The organism is Cupriavidus sp. 94F1, from assembly GCF_057798875.1.
On record NZ_JBYOJT010000010.1, the window covers coordinates 100,811 to 121,139 of the forward strand.

Consider the following 20,329-nt stretch of genomic DNA (forward strand, 5'->3'; position numbering starts at 1 on the left):
GCCGGTATCCATGGCATGGCTGGCGCCGGCGTCCCCCCCGGCGCGCCCCCAATGCTGGCGATGGACAACGCGCGTCGAATCCAGTCCAATCGATCCCCATGTCGCCCCCTGCACTTTGTGCGTGTTTCCATGTCGCGTGCCCGACTCCTGCTGATCGATGACCACACCCTGTTTCGCACGGGGCTCAAGCTGCTGCTGGCCGACAGCCCCAGCGTGGCGTCGATCATCGAGGCCGGATCGGTCATGGAGGCCGTGCAGGCCCACGCCAGCCAGCCCGTGGACATCCTGCTGCTGGATATCCAGATGCCGGGCCTGAACGGCATCGAAGGCATCAAGGTGCTGCGCCGGCACTTTGCCGCGGCGCGCATCCTGATCGTCTCTGGCACGTCGCATATCGACGCCATCCCGGCCGAATCGCGGCGCGAGATCGCCGGCTTCCTGCCGAAATCTGCCGATGCGGTGGACATCGAACGCGCCATCGCCAGTTGCCTGTCGGGCGGCACGCATTTCCCGGCCGATGGCAGCGGCTATGGCCCCGGCGCGGGCCGCCCCGCCGCCGGCGATGGCCCGGCCTATGAACCGAGCCAGCTCACGCCGCGCCAGCTGGAGGTGCTGACGCAATTGAGCCTGGGGCGATCGAACAAGGTCATTGCCTACCACCTGGGGCTGTCCGAAAACACCGTGCGCGTGCACGTGGCGGCCATCCTCGACCACCTTGGCGTGGTCAGCCGCGTGGAGGCCATCCTCGAAGCGCAGCGCCGCGGGCTAGTGCAGACGCATCGCTGACCGCCATCTCGACCCGCCCCGCCCGCCGCGCGACCATGGCGTTGCCCTTCCTTCCGCACTACGACGAGCCGCGGCTGCTGTCCGCGCAGATGGAGCTGATCGACCAGAGCTTCGGCATGGCCATGCTGGGCTGTGCGCTGGCGGCGATCATCCTGGGCACCGGGCTGTCGCTGACCGATGGCCACCCCGGCGCGCTGCCGTGGGCAGCGGCGATGGCGGTCGTCTGCGCCGCCGCCCACTTTGGCCGGTTGGCCATGCGCGACCGGCTGACCGAGGCGCGCTCCGGCCTGTATGCGCGCGGCATGACCGCGATGCTGGTGCTGATCGGCAGCCTGTGGGGGCTGGCGGGCTGGCTCTATCTCGATATCCGCTCGCCCGCCGTGGTGATCTGCGTGCTGTCGCTGATTGCCGGCATGAGCGCGGCGGCGCTGGCCGTGTTCTCGGCTTGCCTGCCTGTGGCGGTGGGCTTTTTCATCCCGGCCATCGTGCCGGTCTGGGCGGCCTTCATCGTCACGCACGATATCGCCTACCTGCCGATGTTCCTGGCCACCCCACTGTACCTGTTCGTGCTGATCGTATTCGCGCGCAACTACTCCCGCATGGCGCGGCATTCGCTGACGCTGCGCTTCGAGAACGTCGAGCTGATCTCGCAGTTGCGCGACCAGACCGCGCGCGCCGGCCAGGCCCAGCGCGAGGCCGAGCAGGCCAACCGGGCCAAATCGGTGTTCCTGGCGTCGGCCAGCCACGACCTGCGCCAGCCGCTGCATGCGCTGGGGCTGTTCCTGGTGTCGCTGGGCCGCACGCCGCTGGACGCGCGGCAGCGCCAGCTTCTGGACCATATCGAGGCATCGTCCGGCGCGGCGCGCGAAATGCTGAACACGCTGCTCGATTTTTCCAAGCTCGATGCCGGCGTGGTCACGCCGCGGCCCCGGCCCTTCCGGCTACAGCCGCTGCTGCACAAGCTCGAAAACGAGTTCGCCCCGCAGGCCAACGCGCGCGGACTGGTCTATCGCACGCGCGATACCACGGCCACAGCCTTTGGCGATCCCACCCTGACCGAACTGATCCTGCGCAACCTGATCGCCAACGCCATCCGCTATACGCGCACGGGCGGCGTGCTGGTGGCGTGTCGCAAGCGGCGCTTCCATATGTCGATCGAAGTCTGGGATACCGGCATCGGCATTCCGGCCACCCAGCATCGGGCGATCTTCCGCGAGTTCCATCAGCTGGGGAATCCCGAGCGCGACCAGCGCAAGGGGCTGGGCCTGGGGCTGGCCATCGTGGACGGCCTGGCGAGGACGATGCACACCTCGGTGACGCTGGCATCGGTACCGGACCGGGGCTCGGTGTTCCGCCTGCGCCTGCCACTGGCGTGGACGGCGCCCGAGGAATCGATCCTGCCCGGTGCCGCCACGCGGCTGGATGGGCTGCGCGTGCTGGTGATCGACGACGATCCGGCCATCCGCGAGGCCATGTCCGGCCTGCTCACGGTCTGGAACTGCCCGAACCGCGCCGCCGAAACCGAGGAAGAGGCGCTGGCCTTGCTTGCGGAATTCGCGCCGGACCTGATCCTGGCCGACTATCGCCTGCGCGGCCACCGCACGGGACTGGAGGCGATTGCCGCCATCCGCGAGCGCACGGGCCGCGACCTGCCCGCCATCGTCATCACGGGCGACACTGCCGCCGATCGCCTGCGCAACGTCCACGCCGGCGGCACCGCCCTGCTGCACAAGCCCGTGGTGCCGGGCGAACTGCACGCCGCCATCGGCGCCCTGCTCAACGACGCCGGCTGAAAGCGCCGGGCTGCCACGCTGCTGGGGGGCGCTCGCACACCTGATGGCATGGCGCCGGACGATAAGCACATCCGTCATTCATGCATTAATCGTATGAATGAATCATTCCTATTAATTGGACTTAGGTCTGACGCCCGCCCACACTCCAGAAACAAAGCGGGCTGATTGTTGTGATGCTTCGGCCACCGCGCCCGTCATTCCAGAACCACGACACAAGCGAGGAGCCTGTTATGACCGCCTCACGCCCCGACCTGCCCCGGCATGACCTGCTGATCGACGGCAAGCGCCTGCCGCCCGGCACTGGCGAGTATTCCACCGACATCAATCCGGCCACTGAAGCGCCCATTGCGCTGGTGGCGCAAGGCAGCGCCGCCGACGTGGATACCGCGGTGAAGGCCGCCCGCACGGCGTTGAAAGGCTGGGCGGGCATGCGCGCGGCAGACCGCGCACGCATCCTGAACCGCTTTGCCGACCTGCTCGAAACCCATGCCGAGGAACTGGTGACGCTGGAAAGCCAGGACGCCGGCAAGCCGCTGGCCTCCGTACGCCGCCAGGACATGCCGGCCGTGATCGACACGGTGCGCTACTACGCGGGCTGGTGCGACAAGATCCACGGCAGCGTGATCCCGGCCCGCCCTGACGCGCTGACCTATACGGTGCGCGAACCCGTGGGCGTGGTAGCCGCCATCGTGCCGTGGAATTTCCCGCTGATGATCGGCATGTGGAAGATCGCCCCGGCGCTGGCCTGCGGCTGCACGCTGATCGTGAAGCCCGCCGAGATCACGCCGCTGACCGCGCTGCGGGTGGCCGAACTGGCCCTCGAAGCGGGCGTGCCGCCCGGCGTGTTCAACGTCGTGACCGGCAAGGGCAGCGTGGTGGGCAACGCCATGGTCGCGCACCCGGGCATCGACAAGGTGACCTTTACCGGATCGCCCGGCGTGGGCCGCGGCATCATGCAGGGCGCGGCGGCCAACTTCAAGCGCGTGACGCTGGAACTGGGCGGCAAGTCGGCCAACGTGATCTTTGCCGATGCCAACCTGGACGCCGCCACGCGCGCGGCCGCCTCGGGCATCTTCTTCAACGCGGGGCAGGTGTGCTCGGCCGGCTCTCGCATCCTGGCGCAGCGCCAGGTGTATGACGAGGTGGTGGAGCGGCTGTCCGCGCGCGCCCGCGCCATCCGCGTGGGCGACCCGGCTGCACCCGACACCACCATGGGGCCGGTGGTATCGGCCGCGCAGATGAAGACCGTGCTCGACTACGTCGCCATCGGCAGGCAGGAAGGCGCCAGCGCGGTAACGGGCGGCGTGCGCGTGGGCGAGCGCGGCTTCTTTGTCGAGCCCACCGTGTTTGCCAACGTGGCGCACGAGATGCGCATTTCGCAGGAGGAGATCTTCGGCCCGGTGGCCAGCGTGATCCCGTTCGACGATGAGGAAGACGCCGTGCGCATTGCCAACGGCACCGCGTTCAGCCTGGCCGCCGGCGTGTGGAGCGCGGACATTCAGCGCGTACACAAGGTGGCCGGCGAGCTGCGTGCCGGGACGGTCTGGATCAACACCTATGGGTACACCGACGTGCGCCTGCCGTGGGGCGGCGCGGGAGACTCCGGCCTGGGGCGCGAACATGGCGACGCCGCCATCGAGAACTTCACGGAACCGAAGGCGATCTGGTTGTCGCTGCGCTAGGCGTCAACGGACATGGCCGCCACGGCGGCCGGCGCAACGGCGCATGCCCCGCCAAGGCCTGGCGGGGTTTTCATTTGCGCGGCGGCGATCAGCCGATCATGCGCATCGGCAGCAGCGCATACACGAGCGTCAATGCGCCCACGATGGCTGGCGACACGTATTTCAGCGCAAGGCTCTGCGACTGCACGCCCAGATAGGCGTACATGCAGACAAGGATCATGGCGCAGGCAAAAACGAGCCCGTCATAGACTTGCATGGTTGGTGTCTCCCAGAGTTCGTTCTTCGACTACTTCTGTGATGACGGGCGTGCTTTCGGGGCGCCCGGGTACTGCCCACTGCAATCTATTTGCGCCGATGGTCGCGCCATCGATGGGGCGCGGCAATCATGGTAATCCCTTCGTTATTGGCGTTTGAACGATGCTGCAGCGCGGGATTGCGGGCGATACCGGTACCGCCTTGCCCGGCTGCGGAAGTCAAGGAGGAAAGTCCCGATGCCCGGACCCTGGCGCGGGATGCCGATCCCGGTGAGACAATGCTGCGCGGCATGGCAGGCGAGCCGCGTTGCCGCAGTGCCATGACCGCCAATACAAGAAAGGGAGACAACCATGCATCGACTTGCCGTGCTTGCCGCCGTCCCGGCCGCTTTCGTTGCCACGTTTGCCGCCGGGTTCCTGACGGCTCACGTGGACTTGCCGCTGGCCCACGCGCAGACGCCGCCGTCCGCGCTGACGCCGCAGATCATCAAGAACCTGGCTGCGATGAGCAACGACGACATCGGCCCGCAGGTGCCCAACATGGGCACGCTACGCAGCAAGGGGCTGGTGAACACGCCAAGCGGCACGATTGCCGTGCAGTCGGGCAATGTGCCCAAGCACTATCACACCAGCGCCGACGAGATCCAGTATGTGATTGCGGGCACCGGCACCTTCTGGCTTGGCAACGAACAGCACCAGGTGGGGCCCGGCGACCTCATCATCATTCCGAAAGGTGCGGCGCACGCAGGCTCGATCGCGACCAGCGGCGAGTTCCGGTCGCTGGCCATCAAGCTGCCACCGCAGGCCCCGAACGATACCCACCTGCTGCCCTGACAGCGGATCAGGTCCGGGCCCGGATCAACGGCGGGCCTCGCCCTGCCCTGCGGCGGCTTCGCCGGGCAGCAGCAGCACCACCAGCGCGGTACAGGCGGCGATGCAGGCCATCGCCAGAAACAGCGAGGCAAAGCTCGACGCCTTGACCACCGGGCCAAGCAGCCACACTGCCAGAGCGAGCTGATGCCGAACGACACGGCCAGCCGCATGCCGGCGACACGCGATCGCACGCTGTCATCGACGTAGCGCACGATCATCGCGTCGGTGAACGGGATGCTGCCGAAGATGCACACCATGGCGCCCAGCAGCGCCACGAACAGCCACCATCCCTGCGCATGGGCGGCAAGGACCAGCCAGGGGATCTGCGCCAGCACCAGGCCCAGGTACAGCCGCTTGAGCGGCACCGTGTCGATCAGCTTGCCGACGATCACCTGCGTGAACGACGCCAGCGCATAGATCACGGCCAGCAGCAGGCCGATCATGACCGGGTCGTCGATCCGCCCGTCGAACCGCTCGGTGAGGAACTGGGTGTTGCCATTGGTGGTGAAGTTGAACAGCAGGCTGCCGGTCACGGCGGCCGCCGTCATCACGACCAGCGCCCGGGCCAGCAGCCGGGGCGGCAAGACCACCTGCGGCGGCTTGCGGCTGCGGCCCGGCGCCGGCCCTTGCGGCGCGCAGAGCCACGCAAAGGCAAATCCGCAGATGATGGCGATGACGCCGGGCACGGCAAACGCCGCCCGCCAGCCCAATGCCTGGACCAGAAACCCCGTGAGCAGCGCGGCGCCGGCCACGCCAAGGTTGCCGGCGAGGCCGTTGAGCCCGATGGCCGAACCGGGCCGGCTCGCGCGCTGCACGAGCATCGGAATGCCCACCGGGTGATAGATCGACGCAAACAGGCCAATCAGGGCCAGCCCGCCCGCCAGTTGCCATGGGCCCTGCGCCAGCGCGGTCAGCAGCGCCGCCACGCCCAGCCCGAAGAAGAACACCAGCATCATCTGGCGGCGCCCCCACATGTCGCCCAGGCGGCCCGAAGGCACCGAGCCGAGCCCAAACAGGAAGAACGCGCCCACGCCGTAAGGCATCAGGTCTTCCCAGCGGGCGAACCCGAATTCCGAAGCGATGGTGCCCACCGCCGTGGCAAAGATCAGCAGGAACAGGTGGTCCAGCGCGTGGCCGACATTGAGCAGCAGGACCACACGCAGCGGGTGGTTATCGGTGGCCGCCTGGGCGGCCTGGGGTGCCTCGGTGGCGTTTTCAGCCGTCGGCGCTGGCGAAAGCTCGGTGTTCATTGGGTGTCTCCCCCGGGTTCGTTGTTGGTCTTCTGAACACCGTAGTCTGCCGGATGCCGAAGCCGCCGGCTTTCGCGATTCCTGCGCCGAACCTCGCGAAAGGGACACCTCGGGGACACCTCGGGGACACCTCGGGGACACCTCGGGGACCCCTCGCCCCGCGCCGCGTGGCGCTTACCGCTGCCCGAAATGCGCGCTGCGGAACAGGTGCTCCAGCCCGCGCGGCTGCGAGCGCCAGTACTGCTTCGGCGCATCGACCTGCGCGCCAAGCTTTGCCGCCGCATGCCACGGCCAGCGCGGGTCATACAGCATGGCGCGCGCAATCGAGATCATGTCGGCCTCGTTATTGGCGATGATCGCCTCGGCCTGCTCCGGTTCGGTGATCAGGCCCACGGCCAGCGTCGGCAGGCCCACTTCGGCCTTTACGCGCTGGGCATAGGGCACCTGGTAGCCCGGCCCCAGCTTGATGGCCTGCTGCGGCGACACGCCGCCGGTGCTCACATGCACGGCCGCGCAGCCGCGCGCCTTGAGCGCCTGCGACAACGCAATCGTGCCGTCGATATCCCAGCCGTTCGGCACCCAGTCGGTGGCCGACACACGCATCCACACCGGATGCTCGGCCGGAAACGCCTCGCGCACGGCGTCGAACACTTCCAGCGGAAACCGCATGCGGTTCTCCAGGCTGCCGCCGTATTCGTCGGTGCGGTGGTTGGCGATCGGCGACAGGAACTGGTGCAGCAGGTAGCCATGCGCACCGTGTACCTCGATGCCCTGCACGCCGATCCGTGCCGCACGTTTTGCCGCGGCCACGAAATCGTCGCGGATCTTCTGCATGCCGGCGCGGTCGAGCGCCGTGGGCGGCACCTCGTCCGCGGCATGGGGAACGGCCGACGGCGCCACGGTCTGCCAGCCGGTCGGGGCATCGGGACGAATCTGCGCGCCGCCATCCCACGGGGCCTGGCTGGACGCCTTGCGGCCCGCGTGGCCCAGCTGCACCGCCACGGCAATCGGCGAATAGCGGCGCACCGCATCGAGCACGCGGCCCAGCGCCGCTTCGTTGGCATCGCTGTAGAGGCCCAGGTCGGCCGGCGAGATCCGGCCTTCCGGCGACACCGCCGTGGCCTCCACGATCATCAGGCCCGCACCGGACAGCGCCAGGCTGCCCAGGTGGATCATGTGCCAGTCGGTGGCCGAGCCCGCTTCCGCCGAGTACTGGCACATGGGCGCAATGGCGATGCGGTTGGCGAGCGCAAGATTGCCGATCTGGTACGGATCGAAGAGATGAGGCATGGGGAGTTTCCTTGGATTCCAGGGGGCTCCCTGCGCGGGAGCGGGCAACGTCCGGGGATTGTAGACGCCGCCCGCAAACCTTGCTGACCCCGCCTCCATCGTGGATTTTCCCGCCTTGTCAGCCCGGGTTCACGAGGCCTCGACGATGTCGTCGAGCTTCCACTGCTTGTCGAACCACGGCTGCAGCGGGCCGTAGAGCCGGAAGATCGTGAACCAGCTCTTGCCCGGAATGGTCTGGATCCAGTTGGCCTGCTTGCCGGCTGGCGGCTGCGGACCGAAGTACAGGTCGGCGGAGCCGTCGGCATTCTTGACCAGCGACTTCTCGCTGGACAGGCTCGGGAACTGCTGGTCCGTCTGCAGCATCGAGCGGGTCTGCGTGTCGTACACCACCACCGACCAGAAGTCCTTGACCGGCACGTTGGGCGGCACGTGCAGCCGATAGGTCTTGGCCCCATCCAGCGGGGTGCCGGCGGCGTCGAGGTTCGATGCCGCGTACTGCGAGCCGATGCCCGGCATCGCCACGGCCATCGCCGGCGTGTCGATCGTGGCGGCGTAGAAGAACAGCGTGCGCGCGTCGAAATTGCGGGCGCCGTTGTCCAGCCATTCATAGCTGCCGCCGATGAACGGCGTGGTCCAGCGGCGGTCCTGGAAGATCAGCGTACGCGGGTCACGATTGCGGAAGTCGATGGCACGGGCCGTTGCGTTGCCCACCGCCACACTGTCGGTCAGGATCTGCTTCATGCGTGCATCGGGCGCGAACGGCTTGCCCTTCTGCATGCCGATGGCCGTGAAGATGCCGGTCATGTCGGGGCCGTACGCGCCGGCCGGCTCTTCCTGGATGATCTGGTTGACCTCTTCATAGAACCGGAAGTTGTTGGCATGGACCGTGTTCATGACCTTGCCCGACAGGTTGATGAACTTCGTCTCCGGCGGGCGCGCCGCGTCAGCCAGCCGGTAGACCCTGAGCCCGGCCTTCAGGCTGGCCACGCCGGGACGCGGGTCGCCATGCTGCATGAACGCCCGGCCGAACAGCAGGTTGCCGTACGTTGGACTTTTGACGATGTAGTAGCCGCTGGCCGGCAGCTGGCCCGTGTAGCCGGGCGGCACGAACAGGTACTTGCCGCCCTTGCCCTTGTCCGGCCCCGCGTTGCCCATGTCCGTGACATAGCGGAACCAGAAATCGTCGACCACGCCGAGGATGTTCGGCGGGGTTTCCACCACCACCGGGCCGTCCTTGAGATCCATCCAGTTCCAGAAGTAGATGGTCTCGCTGTTTGGCGTCAGGTAGATCGACTTCGAATCCATCAGCTGCTCGTACACGCCCACGGTGCTGTCCACCGCGCCCACGCTGCGCAAGCCGGTGCGGATGGCCACCATCGACGCCCCGGGCACGCCATTCAGGAACGCCTCGACCCCGCGCGCGAAATCGATGTTGTCGAAGACCTTCTGGGCCGTCGCGGCCGTCGGCACACCGTCGAAAAACTCCAGCCTGCCAATGCGGGTATCGACCGACGCCGGCGTGGTGATCTCCGGCGGGATCGGCGTGGTCATCTTGTAGGAAGACGGTGCCTGCGACGCACAACCGGCAAGCCCGGCGGCAAGCAGCGCAAGGCTGCCCAGCCTGATGGCAACGGAATTCGGCATGAAAACGGCTCCTCGAGGGTTCGGATACGCGCCGAACATAGCGCAGCCGCCTCAAGCCGTCGATTCAAAGTCTTCGCAGCCGATCTAAAAGATTTCGATGCGAAATCGCCTGTTCAGAACTTCGGAATCCGCAGCGTCTTGCTGATCATCAGCGAGCCGCTCAGCACGAACAGCAGCGACATCGGGTGGAACGTGCCCGGGCCGATGGCCATCGCGCCCGCAGGCAGGGCATCGCCGATCAGCCCATGCGAGGCGCACCAGGCCAGGATGCCGGTGAGTACCACGCTGGTGGGAATGGGCGTGCCTTCGAAGTATTTGACCTTGCCCAGGGCCGAGCCTTCGGCCAGGGTCTCGGCCGTGACGTTGAAGCGGGCCAGGCGGCTGACGCCGCAGCAGACGAAGTAGATCAGCGCCGCCAGGTCCCAGCCGCCGCGCATGCCGGCGGCGAAAGCCAGGGTGGCCGGGCCGACGCCGAACGAGATGATGTCCGACAGAGAATCCAGCTCACGGCCCAGCGCCGAATGGGCGTGGCGCCAGCGGGCGATGCGGCCGTCCAGCACATCGAAGATAAACGCGGCCGGCGCCAGCGCCGCCGCGATATAGAAATGCCTGAGCGACGGCTCGGCAACGAAATACATCGCGTAGAACACCGAGCCCATGCCGCATGCCGCATTGGCCAGCGTGAAGAAATCCGCCAGCTGCAGGTCGCGCAGCATCGAAAAATGCCGGGGGCGCTGCTGAGGGGTCGACATGCGGCGGGCTCCTTTGGCGCATCGGCGCCTGCGTCACGTGCGTGGGCGGTCAGTCGCGATCGGGGCCGCTCAGAGCACCGTGTTGACGTGATGGACGGCCGGCGGCGCGGCAAAGCAGTCGCTGACCAGGGTGCGCCATTGCTGGAATTCGTCCGACTCGCGGAAATGGACCATATGGTCTTCCACGGTGTCCCAGGCCACCACCAGCGCGTACTGCGACGGCTGTTCGATCGACCGCTGCAGATTCAGGCCATGGCAGCCCCTGGACCGCAGGAACAGCGGCTTGGCCTTGGCCACGTTGGCCTCGAACTGCGCTTCCATGCCGGGCTTGATCGTGATCTGTGCAATTTCGTGAATCATGATGGGTCTCTAGGGCGGTTGATATCGGTGGCTGTCTGACAGCACCGCGTGGCAGGGCGGCCGCACGCCAGGCGCGCGGCATCGCGTGTCTACCTTAGCAGATTTGAGCCGCCCGGCTTACTTGACCGTGCGGCGCGCCAGGCTTTGCACCAGGTAGACCACCACCAGCGCGTTGGCCACCGCCAGCCCCACATGGATCCACGTGGGATGCCGCACGGCCTCGTACACTTCCACCGGAATGTAGATCCCGCCGGACCAGACGCCAAGCCAGTTACCCCAGGCACGCCCAAACCACAGTCCGTAGGCCTCGGCGAAGCGCATCAGCGCGTACACCGCGGCCGATCCGCCGATGGCCCACAGCCGGCCGTCGCTGGGATGCGACAGCAGTGCCAGGAAGACCTTCGGATAGTGGCTGGCCGGATTCAGGTGGAAGCGGCCGACAATGGCTTCGGCCAGCGCCTGGGCGTCGGCGTGCAGCAACGCCACCAGGCCCAGCCCGGCCAGGATCACCAGGGCGCCCTTGGCGGCTTCGAACAGGGCAATGCTCTTGAGGCCAATTCCTTGGCTGACGTGCGCCATGACGGGTCGTGAAAATCAGCGAAGTCGCCATTGTGCAACATCAACGTGCCTGACGCTCCACCATCGGCCCGTTGGCATCGATGCCGCCGCCGGCTTCTAGCGGCCCGTTCACCGTCAGCGGGCCGTCGACATAGAGATCGCCGTGCACCACCATCGATCCCTGCACGGTCAACGGCCCATGAAAGACCTTGAGCAGCGACCGCTCCATCGGCGGCGGATACCCGCGGCCGGGCGTCGCGAACCACGCAGCGGTCAGCGGGCCGTTGGCGTAGACATGGCCGTCCACGCTCAGGGTGCCGTTCACCGTGGCCGGCCCTTTCACCCGTGCCGAGCCGCCGACGGCGATGGAGCCGGTGACGGTCTGCGCGCCACAGACGACGGGCAGCAAGGTGCCGAGCAGGACAATCGCGACGGCCATCCGGCGAAGGAATCGCATATCGGCCCTCCCTAAAACAGAACTGGCGCGATCTTTCCAGTGTAGTGACCTGGAAACATCGCGCCAGCAATGTTTGTGACCGATTGTGATGCCCACCCTCTCCCGCTTGCGAGAGAGGGTGGGCACCACGGCGGCAGGCGAACCTGCCTCAGTTCTTCGCCACCGCCTCCGGCAACGGGCCCCAGCCGCCGCCCAGGCTGCGCACCAGCGCCACCGTCGCCGCCGCGCGCAGGCCGGCCACCGCGTTGGCATCGCGCTGCGATTGCAGCACGGTGCGGTCCGCGTCGATCACCGTCAGGTAATCGACGGCGCCCGCGTCGTAGCGGCTGCGCGAAATGCGCTGGGCACGCCGGGCGCCAGCCAGTGCGCCATCGAGCGCCGTGGCCTGCTGGCTGAGCCAGCGCACATCGGCCAGGCTGTCTTCGACCTCGCGGAAGGCCACCAGCACGGTCTGCTGGTAGCGCGCCACGCTTTCCTCGTGGGCGGCGCGGGCGCCGGCCAGGTTCGAGCTGTTGCGGCCACCGTCAAAGATGGTTTGCGCCACCGTCGTGCCCACCAGCGGCCCGAGCATCCATGTCCGCGACGACCACTTGAACAGGTTCGACAGGTCCGAAGACTCGAAGCCGAACAGCGCCGTCAGCGAAATGCGCGGGAAGAACGCGGCCTTTGCAATGCCGATCCGCGCATTGGCGGCCGCCATCTGGCGCTCCGCCGCAGCGATGTCGGGCCGGCGCTCCAGCAGTTCCGACGGCAGCCCCGCCGGCACCGCCACCGGCGCCGTGTCGAACGGCCTGGCGGCCAGCCCGAACTGCGACGGGGCCACGCCGGTCAGCACCGCCAACGCATGCTCCTGATTGGCACGGCGACGCTCGATGCTGGCCAGGTCGGCACGCGCCGTGCCCAGTTCCGATTCGGCGCGGGCCGGGTCCAGGTCGGTCGTCTCGCCCGCCTCGTAACGTTTGCGCAGCAGCGACAGCGAATCCTCTCGCAACTTGATCGTCGCGTTCAGCAGCTCACGGTCGCTGTCGAGCGTACGCAGGGCAAAGTAAGCCTGCGCCACATCGGCCTGCAACGCGAGCTGCACCGAGCGGTACAGGTCCTCTGCGCCCTTCTCTTCGGCGCGGGCAGCGTTCACGCTGCTGGCCACGCGACCGAACAGGTCGAGCTCGTAGTTGGCGAACAGTCGCGCCTTGTACACGGTCTGCGGCGACACGCGGGTGCCATCGGGCAGGCCCTGCGACGCGGCCGACGGCTGCGTACGCGTCGGGTCGAAGCCCGCGCTCAGCTGCGGATACATGTCCGCCTCGGTGGCGCCCGTGAACGCCCGCGCCTGCTTCAGGCGGGCTGCGGCTGCGGCCAGGTCCTGGTTATGCGCGTTGGCGGCGTCGATCAGCCGGTCCAGTTCGGCGTCGCCGAACACGCGCCACCAGTCGCCGCGCTGCTGGCCTTCGGCCGGCGTGGCGGTCTTCCACTGCGCGCCTTCGGTGGCGGCTGCATCGGCCTCCTTGAAGGTGGCGGCGGTTGGCGTCTCGGGCACCTTGTAGGTCGGTGCCAGCGAGCAGCCCGCCAGCACCAGCGCGGCGGCCAGGGCACCAAGCCTGGGCAGGTACTGCTTCATCACGATGTTGTTCATGTCTTTCACCATCACTCTGCGGACGGCACGGCGTGCGAAGCCGGCACATCCGTCGCAACCGCTTCACGACGCTGCTTGCGGGTGGCCAGCAGGCGCAGTGCCACGTAGAACACCGGCGTCAGGAACAGGCCGAAGAACGTCACGCCCAGCATCCCCGCGAACACCGCCACGCCCATGGCATGGCGCATTTCCGCACCGGCGCCAGTCGAGACCACCAGCGGCACCACGCCCATGATGAACGCGAACGACGTCATCAGGATCGGGCGCAGACGCAGGCGGCTGGCTTCGATCGCGGCCTGCACCACGGTGCGGCCCTGGTGTTCCAGTTCCCGGGCAAACTCAACGATCAGGATCGCGTTCTTCGCGGACAGCCCCACCAGCACGATGAAACCGATCTGCGTGAAGATGTTGTTGTCGCCACGCGTCAGCCAGACACCGGTCATGGCGGCCAGCAGGCTCATCGGCACGATCAGGATCACCGCCAGCGGCAGCGTCAGGCTTTCGTACTGGGCGGCCAGCACCAGGAACACCAGCAGCACGCACAGCGGGAAGATCCACACCCCGGCGTTACCGGCCAGGATGTCCTGGTACGTCAGCTCGGTCCACTCGAAGCCGATGCCCTTGGGCAGCGTTTCGGCGGCAATGCGCTCGGCGGCGGCCTGGGCCTGGCCCGACGAGAAGCCCGGGGCCGGACCACCGTTCATGTCGGCGGCGGTAAAGCCGTTGTAGCGCGTGACGCTATCCGGACCGAAGCCCTGCTTGACCTTCACCAGCGACGACAGCGGCACCATTTCGCCGGAACTGCTGCGCGCCTTGAGCTGCAGGATGTCCTCGGCATGCTGGCGGAACTGCGCATCGGCCTGCACCTTGACCTGATACGTACGACCGAACTTGTTGAAGTCGTTCACGTACGACGAGCCAAGATAGGTCTGCAGCGTCTCGAACACGTCGGTCACCGGCACGCCTAGCTGCTTGGCCTTGGTACGGTCAAGCTGCACGTCCAGCTGCGGCACGTTCACCTGGTAGTTGCTGAAGATGCCAGCCAGTTCCGGGGTCGCGCGCGCCTTGGTCATGAACGCGTTGGTGGCGCTGAACAATTCGTCGTAACCCAGCGCGGCACGGTCCTCGATCATCATCTTGAACCCGCCGATCGTGCCCAGGCCCTGTACCGGCGGCGGCGGGAACACGGCGATGAACGCGTCCTGGATCGACCCGTACTGCTTGTTCAGGTCGGCGGCAATCGCATTGCCGGACAGCTCCTTGCTCTTGCGCTTGTCGAACGGGTCGAGCGTGACGAACACGATGCCGGCGCTCGGGCTGTTGGTGAAGCCGTTGATCGACAGGCCCGGGAAGGCCACGGCCGATTCCACGCCCGGATGCTTGAGCGCGATATCCGACATGCGGCGGATCACGTCCTCGGTACGGTCCAGCGTGGCGCCGTCAGGCAGCTTTGCGAAGCTCACCAGGTACTGCTTGTCCTGCGCCGGCACGAAGCCCTTCGGCACCATCTGGAACACGCCCCAGGTGGCCACCAGCATCACGGCGTAGACGCCGAACACCGAACCCTTGCGGCGGATCACGCCCTTCACGCCGCGGCCATAGTTGTCCGAGCTGCGACCGAAGAAGCGGTTGAAGCGGGCGAAGAAGCCACCGAAGACTCGGTCCATGCCACGCGTCAGCCAGTCCTTGGGCGCGTCGTGGCCCTTGAGCAGCAGTGCTGACAGGGCCGGGGACAGCGTCAGCGAGTTGAACGCCGAGATGATCGTCGAGATCGAGATCGTCAGCGCGAACTGCTTGTAGAACTGGCCGGTCAGGCCCGTCATGAACGCCAGCGGCACGAACACGGCGATCAGCGTCAGGGCGATGGCGATGATCGGGCCGGACACTTCGCGCATGGCCTTGTAGGTGGCTTCCTTCGGCGACAGCCCTTCCTCGATGTTCCGCTCGACGTTTTCCACCACCACGATCGCATCGTCCACCACGATACCGATCGCCAGCACCAGGCCGAACAGGCTCAGCGCGTTGATCGAGAAGCCGAACGCATGCATCAGGCCGAACGTACCGACGATGGACACCGGCACCGCCAGCAGCGGGATGATCGATGCGCGCCACGTCTGCAGGAACAGGATCACCACCAGCACCACCAGCGCGATGGCCTCGAACAGCGTGTGGACCACGGCCTCGATCGAATGGCGCACGAACTGCGTCGGGTCATAGACGATGCTGTAGTCCACGCCTTCCGGCATGTTGGCCTTCAGCTCGGCCATGGTCTTGCGCACGTCGTTCGAGATCTGGATCGCGTTGGAGCCCGGCGACTGGAAGATCGGCAGCGCCACGGCGGACTTGTTGTCCAGCAGCGAGCGCAGCGCGTATTCCGACGCACCCAGTTCGATGCGCGCGATGTCCTTCAGGTACGTCACCACGCCGTCGGGCGAAGTCTTGACGATGATGTCGCCAAACTCCTCCACGGTCTGCAGACGGCCCTGGGCGTTCACCGACAGCTGCAGGTCGGTGCCCGGCAGCGACGGCGACTGGCCGATCACGCCGGCCGCCACCTGCACGTTCTGCTCGCGGATGGCGCGCACCACGTCGGACGCGGCCAGGCCGCGCTCGGCGATCTTCTCGGGGTTCACCCAGACACGCATCGAGTAGTCGCCCGAGCCGAACATCTGCACCTGACCCACGCCCTGGATCCGCGCCAGGCGGTCCTTCACGTTGATCAGCGCATAGTTGCGCAGGTACGTCATGTCGTAGCGGTCGTTCGGCGACACCAGGTGGACCACCATGGTCAGGTCAGGCGAGCTCTTGACCGTGGTGATGCCCAGCCGGCGCACGTCCTCGGGCAGGCGCGGCTCGGCCTGCGAGACACGGTTCTGCACCAGCTGCTGGGCCTTGTCCGGGTCGGTGCCCAGCTTGAAGGTCACCGTCAGCGTCAGGTTGCCGTCGCTGTTGGCCTGCGAGTTCATGTAGAGCATGTCCTCGACGCCGTTGATCTGTTCCTCCAGCGGCGTGGCCACGGTCTCGGCGATCACCTTCGGGTTGGCGCCCGGGAACTGCGCGCGCACCACCACCGAGGGCGGTACCACTTCCGGGTACTCCGAGATCGGTAACTTGAACATCGAGATGGCGCCGATCAGGAAGATCAGCACCGACAGCACGCCCGCGAAAATGGGGCGATCGATAAAGAATTTCGAGAGATTCATCTTGGTCTCGGCGAAAGCAGTCCCCCTGGCCGTCCGCTCGTCGAGCGGACGCCATGTACTGCTGCAGGGGGAATTTCAGTTCGGTGTGGCTTCGGGCGGGCGCTCAGCTCACCTTGGCCTTGCCGGCCTTGCCCTCTTCCGCGGCCTGCTTGCGGTCGGGGGTGGTGCCGCGCGGCTCAAGCTCGCTGCGATAGGCCATGGCCACGGCCTTCGGTGCCACGGTGTCGCCAGGGCGCACGCGCATCAGGCCGTTCACGACGATGTTCTCGCCCGGTTGCAGCCCCTTGCGGATCACGCGCAGCCCTTCGTACGTCGGTCCAAGCTCGACTTCGCGATACACGAGCTTGTTGGCCTTGTCGACCACGAGCACGAACTTCTTGCCCTGGTCGGTACCGATGGCGCGATCGTTGACCAGCACGGCCGGATGCGGCGAGCCGCCGCCGAGCTTGACCTTGGCGTACAGGCCCGGCAGCAGACGGCCATCCTCGTTGTCGAACACGGCGCGCACGCGGATGGTGCCGCTACGCGTATCGAGCCGGTTGTCGATCGAATGGATCTTGCCCTTGTGCGGATTGCCGTCCTCGTTGGCCAGGCCCAGGAACACCGGCAGGTCGTTCTTGCCGCCGCTGGCGCCCGGCGCCGTGTAGCGCAGGTAGCTCTGCTCGTCGACATCGAAGCTGGCATACACCGGCGAGACCGACACGACCGAAGTCAGCGGCGGCGACGCGGCGCCCGCGGCCACCAGGTTGCCCACGGTGATTTCCGCCCGCGACACCTTGCCCGAGACCGGTGCAACGATGCGCGTGTAGCTCAGGTTCAGCTTCGCCACTTCCAGCGCCGCCTGCGCGCCGCGCACGTCCGCCGACATCTCGCTGGCGGCGTTGATGCGCTCGTCGAACTCGCGGCGCGAGATCGCGTTGTCGTCCAGCAGGCGCTGCGCACGGGCCTTCTCGGTCTGCGCATGCGATGCACGAACCTGCGCAGCGGCCAGCGCCGCTTCGGCGCGTGCCACTTCGGCGGCGTACGGGCGCGGATCGATCGTGAACAGGGGGTCGCCCTTCTTCACGATGGAGCCTTCCCGGAAATGCACCGTTTCGATGGTGCCGGAAACACGCGGACGGATTTCCACGCGGTCCACGGCTTCGATGCGGCCCGAGAACTCATCCCATTCGGTGATGGTCTGGCCCACCGCGGCCGACACTTCCACGGCCGGCGCCGGGGGCGGCGTATTGGCCTGTGCTTCCCCGCCGTGCCAGGGTTGCAGTACCGAGGTTGCCACGCCCGCCCCAAGAATTGCCACGATGGCAAAGGCGATCAGCGTGCGTCGAGACTTGTCATTCATCTTTCTTCACTCCGTGTTTTCGTCGGGTTTCTTCAACTGGAAAAGCAAAAAATCAGGCCGAACGCTGCCCGCCCGCCCAGGGGGCCGGAAAAACGGGAACAACAAGGGGTCCTCCGTCCCGGATCGGACAGAAGCAAGCCACTACAGGGGTGCCAGCCTCAAAGGGCGCTGGCGGGAGAATCCGGCACCGTCACAGCATTCACGGCGCCGGCCGGCGTTCGGACCGGATTACGAGGCGTCGTCGGCCTTGGCGAAACTTTCGCGCAGGAACCGCGCACCTTCTTTGACCCATGCCTGACACATCTCATGGGACTGTTCCACCCCGTCGCCACAGGCGCCGGGCATGATCAGGGCCCTGGCCGGGATGCCGGCCTTGGACAATTTGGCGGCGAAGGCCTCGCCTTCCGCGCGCAGGGCGTCTTTTTCCGCCACCTGCACCAGCGTGGGCGGCAGTCCCGCCAGCCGCGAGGCCAGCGCCGGGGCCGCATACGGGTGCACGCTGGCGGCCGGCGTGGGCAGGTAGTCGCGATAGTTGCACGCCAGCTTGCGCAGCATTTCCATCGGCACCTGCCCGCCGGACGACGCGTGCTGCAGGCACGGATCGGTCACCGGCCGGATCAGCCACTGGCCCGCCGGCTGTGGCAGGCCACGGTCACGCAGCATCTGCGCCGTGGCGATGGCCAGGTTGCCACCGGCTTCCTCGCCCACCAGCGCAAAGCGCAGCTTGTCGACCTTGAGCTTGCGGGCCTGCTTGAGCACCCACGACACCGTGTTCACGGCGTCCTCGGGCGCTGCCGGGAACGGATTTTCAGGCGCCAGCGAGTAATCCGGCGTCACCACCACGGCCGGGACCGACTCCGCCAGATCCCGCACCAGTTCCTTCGCGGCTTCGACACCGCCGTCGACAAAGCCGCCGGCATGCAGGTAGAGCATCCACGGCAACAATGGCGCACCGGCGCTCACAGGCCAATAACCTGCGGGGTAACCCACGCAGACCTTCATTTCGCGCTCGCCGCTGGCCACCACGTGCTGGATCACGATTGCCTCGCCCTGTTCTGCGGCCGGTTGTACGGCGGAACTACGGGGAGTCGTGGTCTTGGTCATGGTTGGCACGGCGGCCGGCAAAGACCGTCGATTACTGTATTGCGATGCAGCGAATTATGGTGATTGACAACGATGGGATAAAGCGACCTATTGCCAATGCACTGTTTCTGCGTTGGAATAATCATCGAAGTGAACCCACACGGCTTGAAATGGATACCTGAAATGTGATTCACTCCGGTCCTTCGGCATCTGCGCACTTGGGGAAACAGCGCAAACGCCGGCGCCCCACCCTCCACCCGTCCCCGCTCCGGCCGCCACTGGCGGACCGCCGGCAGCAAATCCAGGCCGCGCACTTGACATGCAGCGGACCCATACCGCCAGACATCCTTCGGAACGTAGCCCGGTCTTACTCCTTTCGAAAGCAACATCATGGATCGTCTTGTCTCAATGCAGGCATTCACTCGGGTGGTGGATGTCGGCAGCTTTGCGCGCGCGGCGGAGTCGCTGGACCTGCCCAAGGCCACCCTCACCCGCCTGATACAAAACCTGGAAACCCACCTTGGCGTCAAGCTGCTGCACCGGACCACGCGCCGGATCAGCGTGACCACCGATGGCGCTGCCTACTACGAACGCTGCGTGCGCATCCTGGCGGATGTGGAGGAAGCGGAGCAGTCGCTGACGCGCCACAACAACTCGCCGCGAGGCACGCTGGCCGTGGATACCACCAGCGGGCTCGCGCAGCTGGTGTTGATGCCTCAACTGCACGACTTCTTCAATGCCTATCCCGAACTGAAGCTGGAACTGACCATCAACGGCAAGCCCATCGACCTGCTCAAGGAAGGCGTGGATGTGGTGCTGCGCGTGGGTGCGCTCGACGAGGCCATGGTGGCACGGCGCATCGGACAGGTGAAGCTGGCGTTCTATGCGTCGCCGATCTACCTGCGGCGTTTTGGCACACCGCACGACCTGACCGAGCTGTCGCAGCACAAGGCCATCAACTTCCTGTCCAACCGTACTGGACGCGAAACGCCGTGGACGCTGATCCGTGGCGGCGAGAGCACCGAAGTGCTGCTGCCCTCGGTGATCTCGACCAACGATGCCGACGTGTACCTGGGCTGCGCGGTGGAAGGCCATGGCATTGCACGCATCTCGCGCGCCATGGCCGAGCCGTATATCCAGAGCGGCCGGCTCGTCGAGGTCATGACCGACTGGCAGACCGACGAACTGCCGATCTCTGCGATGTATCCGCAGAACCGGCACCTGTCGGCCAAGGTCCGCGTGTTCGTGAACTGGGCGGCGGAGATCTTCTCGCGGCATCCGCACTTCGGCGCCGCGCCGCAGCAGCTGGCGGCCTGATGTCCTGCCCCTCTCCCGCGTACGTCCCGCGCGCGGGAGAGGCATCCCCCTA

General features: G+C 66.8%; 16 protein-coding genes and 1 pseudogene. 5 read left to right on the forward strand and 12 right to left on the reverse strand.

What is annotated here, in order from left to right:
- Positions 1–129: 129 nt before the first annotated feature.
- The 3 genes from AC3FJ6_RS21625 (at position 130) to AC3FJ6_RS21635 (ending at position 4,261) form a co-directional block, all read left to right on the forward strand.
- Positions 130–786 (forward strand): response regulator, encoded by a 657-nt coding sequence (locus tag AC3FJ6_RS21625; RefSeq protein ID WP_488773680.1) that lies wholly within the window; start codon positions 130–132, stop codon positions 784–786.
- A gap of 35 nt (positions 787–821) precedes the next feature.
- Entirely contained in the window at positions 822–2,579 is a 1,758-nt protein-coding gene (locus tag AC3FJ6_RS21630; RefSeq protein WP_488773681.1) for an ATP-binding response regulator, read from the forward strand.
- A 230-nt stretch (positions 2,580–2,809) separates the two neighbouring features.
- Complete coding sequence (locus AC3FJ6_RS21635) at positions 2,810–4,261, forward strand: aldehyde dehydrogenase family protein (RefSeq protein WP_488773682.1); 1,452 nt, start codon at positions 2,810–2,812, stop codon at positions 4,259–4,261.
- 88 nt (positions 4,262–4,349) lie between these two features.
- Here AC3FJ6_RS21635 and AC3FJ6_RS21640 read toward each other — a convergent pair whose 3' ends face one another.
- Positions 4,350–4,517, reverse strand: a complete 168-nt coding sequence (locus AC3FJ6_RS21640) for a hypothetical protein (protein WP_194946553.1) — start codon at positions 4,515–4,517, stop codon at positions 4,350–4,352.
- Positions 4,518–4,866: 349 nt separating this feature from the next.
- On the opposite strand from AC3FJ6_RS21640, the gene AC3FJ6_RS21645 reads away from it, so the two are divergent.
- Positions 4,867–5,349: a cupin domain-containing protein gene (locus AC3FJ6_RS21645; RefSeq protein WP_488773683.1), complete on the forward strand. Its 483-nt coding sequence runs from the start codon at positions 4,867–4,869 to the stop codon at positions 5,347–5,349.
- A 245-nt stretch (positions 5,350–5,594) separates the two neighbouring features.
- On the opposite strand, the pseudogene AC3FJ6_RS21650 reads toward AC3FJ6_RS21645, so the two are convergent.
- From AC3FJ6_RS21650 to AC3FJ6_RS21700, 11 genes and pseudogenes are all read right to left on the reverse strand, one after another.
- A pseudogene (locus AC3FJ6_RS21650) lies at positions 5,595–6,638 on the reverse strand (MFS transporter); the annotation flags it as partial.
- Positions 6,639–6,812: 174 nt separating this feature from the next.
- A complete protein-coding gene (locus AC3FJ6_RS21655; RefSeq protein WP_488773684.1) occupies positions 6,813–7,928 on the reverse strand; it encodes an NADH:flavin oxidoreductase/NADH oxidase in 1,116 nt (371 codons plus the stop codon).
- A gap of 129 nt (positions 7,929–8,057) precedes the next feature.
- The gene (locus AC3FJ6_RS21660) at positions 8,058–9,572 is read right to left on the reverse strand and encodes a DUF1254 domain-containing protein (protein WP_488773685.1); all 1,515 of its coding nucleotides are present in this window, start codon (positions 9,570–9,572) and stop codon (positions 8,058–8,060) included.
- Positions 9,573–9,685: 113 nt separating this feature from the next.
- Positions 9,686–10,324, reverse strand: coding sequence for a CDP-alcohol phosphatidyltransferase family protein (locus tag AC3FJ6_RS21665; RefSeq protein WP_400396852.1), 639 nt, complete (start codon positions 10,322–10,324; stop codon positions 9,686–9,688).
- A 69-nt stretch (positions 10,325–10,393) separates the two neighbouring features.
- Positions 10,394–10,684, reverse strand: coding sequence for an antibiotic biosynthesis monooxygenase family protein (locus tag AC3FJ6_RS21670; protein WP_488773686.1), 291 nt, complete (start codon positions 10,682–10,684; stop codon positions 10,394–10,396).
- A 117-nt stretch (positions 10,685–10,801) separates the two neighbouring features.
- Positions 10,802–11,263: a DUF2127 domain-containing protein gene (locus AC3FJ6_RS21675; protein ID WP_488773687.1), complete on the reverse strand. Its 462-nt coding sequence runs from the start codon at positions 11,261–11,263 to the stop codon at positions 10,802–10,804.
- A gap of 40 nt (positions 11,264–11,303) precedes the next feature.
- On the reverse strand, positions 11,304–11,699 hold the full coding sequence (locus AC3FJ6_RS21680) for a hypothetical protein (protein ID WP_488773688.1): 396 nt from the start codon (positions 11,697–11,699) through the stop codon (positions 11,304–11,306).
- Positions 11,700–11,847: 148 nt separating this feature from the next.
- Positions 11,848–13,332, reverse strand: coding sequence for an efflux transporter outer membrane subunit (locus AC3FJ6_RS21685; RefSeq protein ID WP_153948801.1), 1,485 nt, complete (start codon positions 13,330–13,332; stop codon positions 11,848–11,850).
- Between the two features lie 11 nt (positions 13,333–13,343).
- The gene (locus AC3FJ6_RS21690) at positions 13,344–16,535 is read right to left on the reverse strand and encodes an efflux RND transporter permease subunit (protein WP_400393540.1); all 3,192 of its coding nucleotides are present in this window, start codon (positions 16,533–16,535) and stop codon (positions 13,344–13,346) included.
- Between the two features lie 103 nt (positions 16,536–16,638).
- The gene (locus AC3FJ6_RS21695; RefSeq protein WP_400393539.1) at positions 16,639–17,877 is read right to left on the reverse strand and encodes an efflux RND transporter periplasmic adaptor subunit; all 1,239 of its coding nucleotides are present in this window, start codon (positions 17,875–17,877) and stop codon (positions 16,639–16,641) included.
- A gap of 228 nt (positions 17,878–18,105) precedes the next feature.
- Positions 18,106–18,981 carry an alpha/beta hydrolase gene (locus AC3FJ6_RS21700; protein WP_153948798.1) on the reverse strand — a complete coding sequence of 292 codons (876 nt, stop codon included), beginning with the start codon at positions 18,979–18,981 and terminating at the stop codon, positions 18,106–18,108.
- 369 nt (positions 18,982–19,350) lie between these two features.
- On the opposite strand from AC3FJ6_RS21700, the gene AC3FJ6_RS21705 reads away from it, so the two are divergent.
- Positions 19,351–20,277 carry a LysR family transcriptional regulator gene (locus AC3FJ6_RS21705; protein WP_400393538.1) on the forward strand — a complete coding sequence of 309 codons (927 nt, stop codon included), beginning with the start codon at positions 19,351–19,353 and terminating at the stop codon, positions 20,275–20,277.
- The last annotated feature ends 52 nt before the right edge of the window (positions 20,278–20,329 follow it).

What these genes read in the sequence shown, in the direction of transcription:
- AC3FJ6_RS21665 (WP_400396852.1), bottom strand. Translation starts at nt 10,324, where the DNA reads ATGTCGACCCCTCAGCAGCGCCCCCGGCATTTTTCGATGCTGCGCGAC.
- AC3FJ6_RS21645 (WP_488773683.1), top strand. Translation starts at nt 4,867, where the DNA reads ATGCATCGACTTGCCGTGCTTGCCGCCGTCCCGGCCGCTTTCGTTGCC.
- AC3FJ6_RS21695 (WP_400393539.1), bottom strand. Translation starts at nt 17,877, where the DNA reads ATGAATGACAAGTCTCGACGCACGCTGATCGCCTTTGCCATCGTGGCA.
- AC3FJ6_RS21660 (WP_488773685.1), bottom strand. Translation starts at nt 9,572, where the DNA reads ATGCCGAATTCCGTTGCCATCAGGCTGGGCAGCCTTGCGCTGCTTGCC.
- AC3FJ6_RS21675 (WP_488773687.1), bottom strand. Translation starts at nt 11,263, where the DNA reads ATGGCGCACGTCAGCCAAGGAATTGGCCTCAAGAGCATTGCCCTGTTC.
- AC3FJ6_RS21640 (WP_194946553.1), bottom strand. Translation starts at nt 4,517, where the DNA reads ATGCAAGTCTATGACGGGCTCGTTTTTGCCTGCGCCATGATCCTTGTC.
- AC3FJ6_RS21690 (WP_400393540.1), bottom strand. Translation starts at nt 16,535, where the DNA reads ATGAATCTCTCGAAATTCTTTATCGATCGCCCCATTTTCGCGGGCGTG.
- AC3FJ6_RS21630 (WP_488773681.1), top strand. Translation starts at nt 822, where the DNA reads ATGGCGTTGCCCTTCCTTCCGCACTACGACGAGCCGCGGCTGCTGTCC.
- AC3FJ6_RS21655 (WP_488773684.1), bottom strand. Translation starts at nt 7,928, where the DNA reads ATGCCTCATCTCTTCGATCCGTACCAGATCGGCAATCTTGCGCTCGCC.
- AC3FJ6_RS21685 (WP_153948801.1), bottom strand. Translation starts at nt 13,332, where the DNA reads ATGAACAACATCGTGATGAAGCAGTACCTGCCCAGGCTTGGTGCCCTG.
- AC3FJ6_RS21670 (WP_488773686.1), bottom strand. Translation starts at nt 10,684, where the DNA reads ATGATTCACGAAATTGCACAGATCACGATCAAGCCCGGCATGGAAGCG.
- AC3FJ6_RS21625 (WP_488773680.1), top strand. Translation starts at nt 130, where the DNA reads ATGTCGCGTGCCCGACTCCTGCTGATCGATGACCACACCCTGTTTCGC.
- AC3FJ6_RS21700 (WP_153948798.1), bottom strand. Translation starts at nt 18,981, where the DNA reads ATGACCAAGACCACGACTCCCCGTAGTTCCGCCGTACAACCGGCCGCA.
- AC3FJ6_RS21635 (WP_488773682.1), top strand. Translation starts at nt 2,810, where the DNA reads ATGACCGCCTCACGCCCCGACCTGCCCCGGCATGACCTGCTGATCGAC.
- AC3FJ6_RS21680 (WP_488773688.1), bottom strand. Translation starts at nt 11,699, where the DNA reads ATGCGATTCCTTCGCCGGATGGCCGTCGCGATTGTCCTGCTCGGCACC.
- AC3FJ6_RS21705 (WP_400393538.1), top strand. Translation starts at nt 19,351, where the DNA reads ATGGATCGTCTTGTCTCAATGCAGGCATTCACTCGGGTGGTGGATGTC.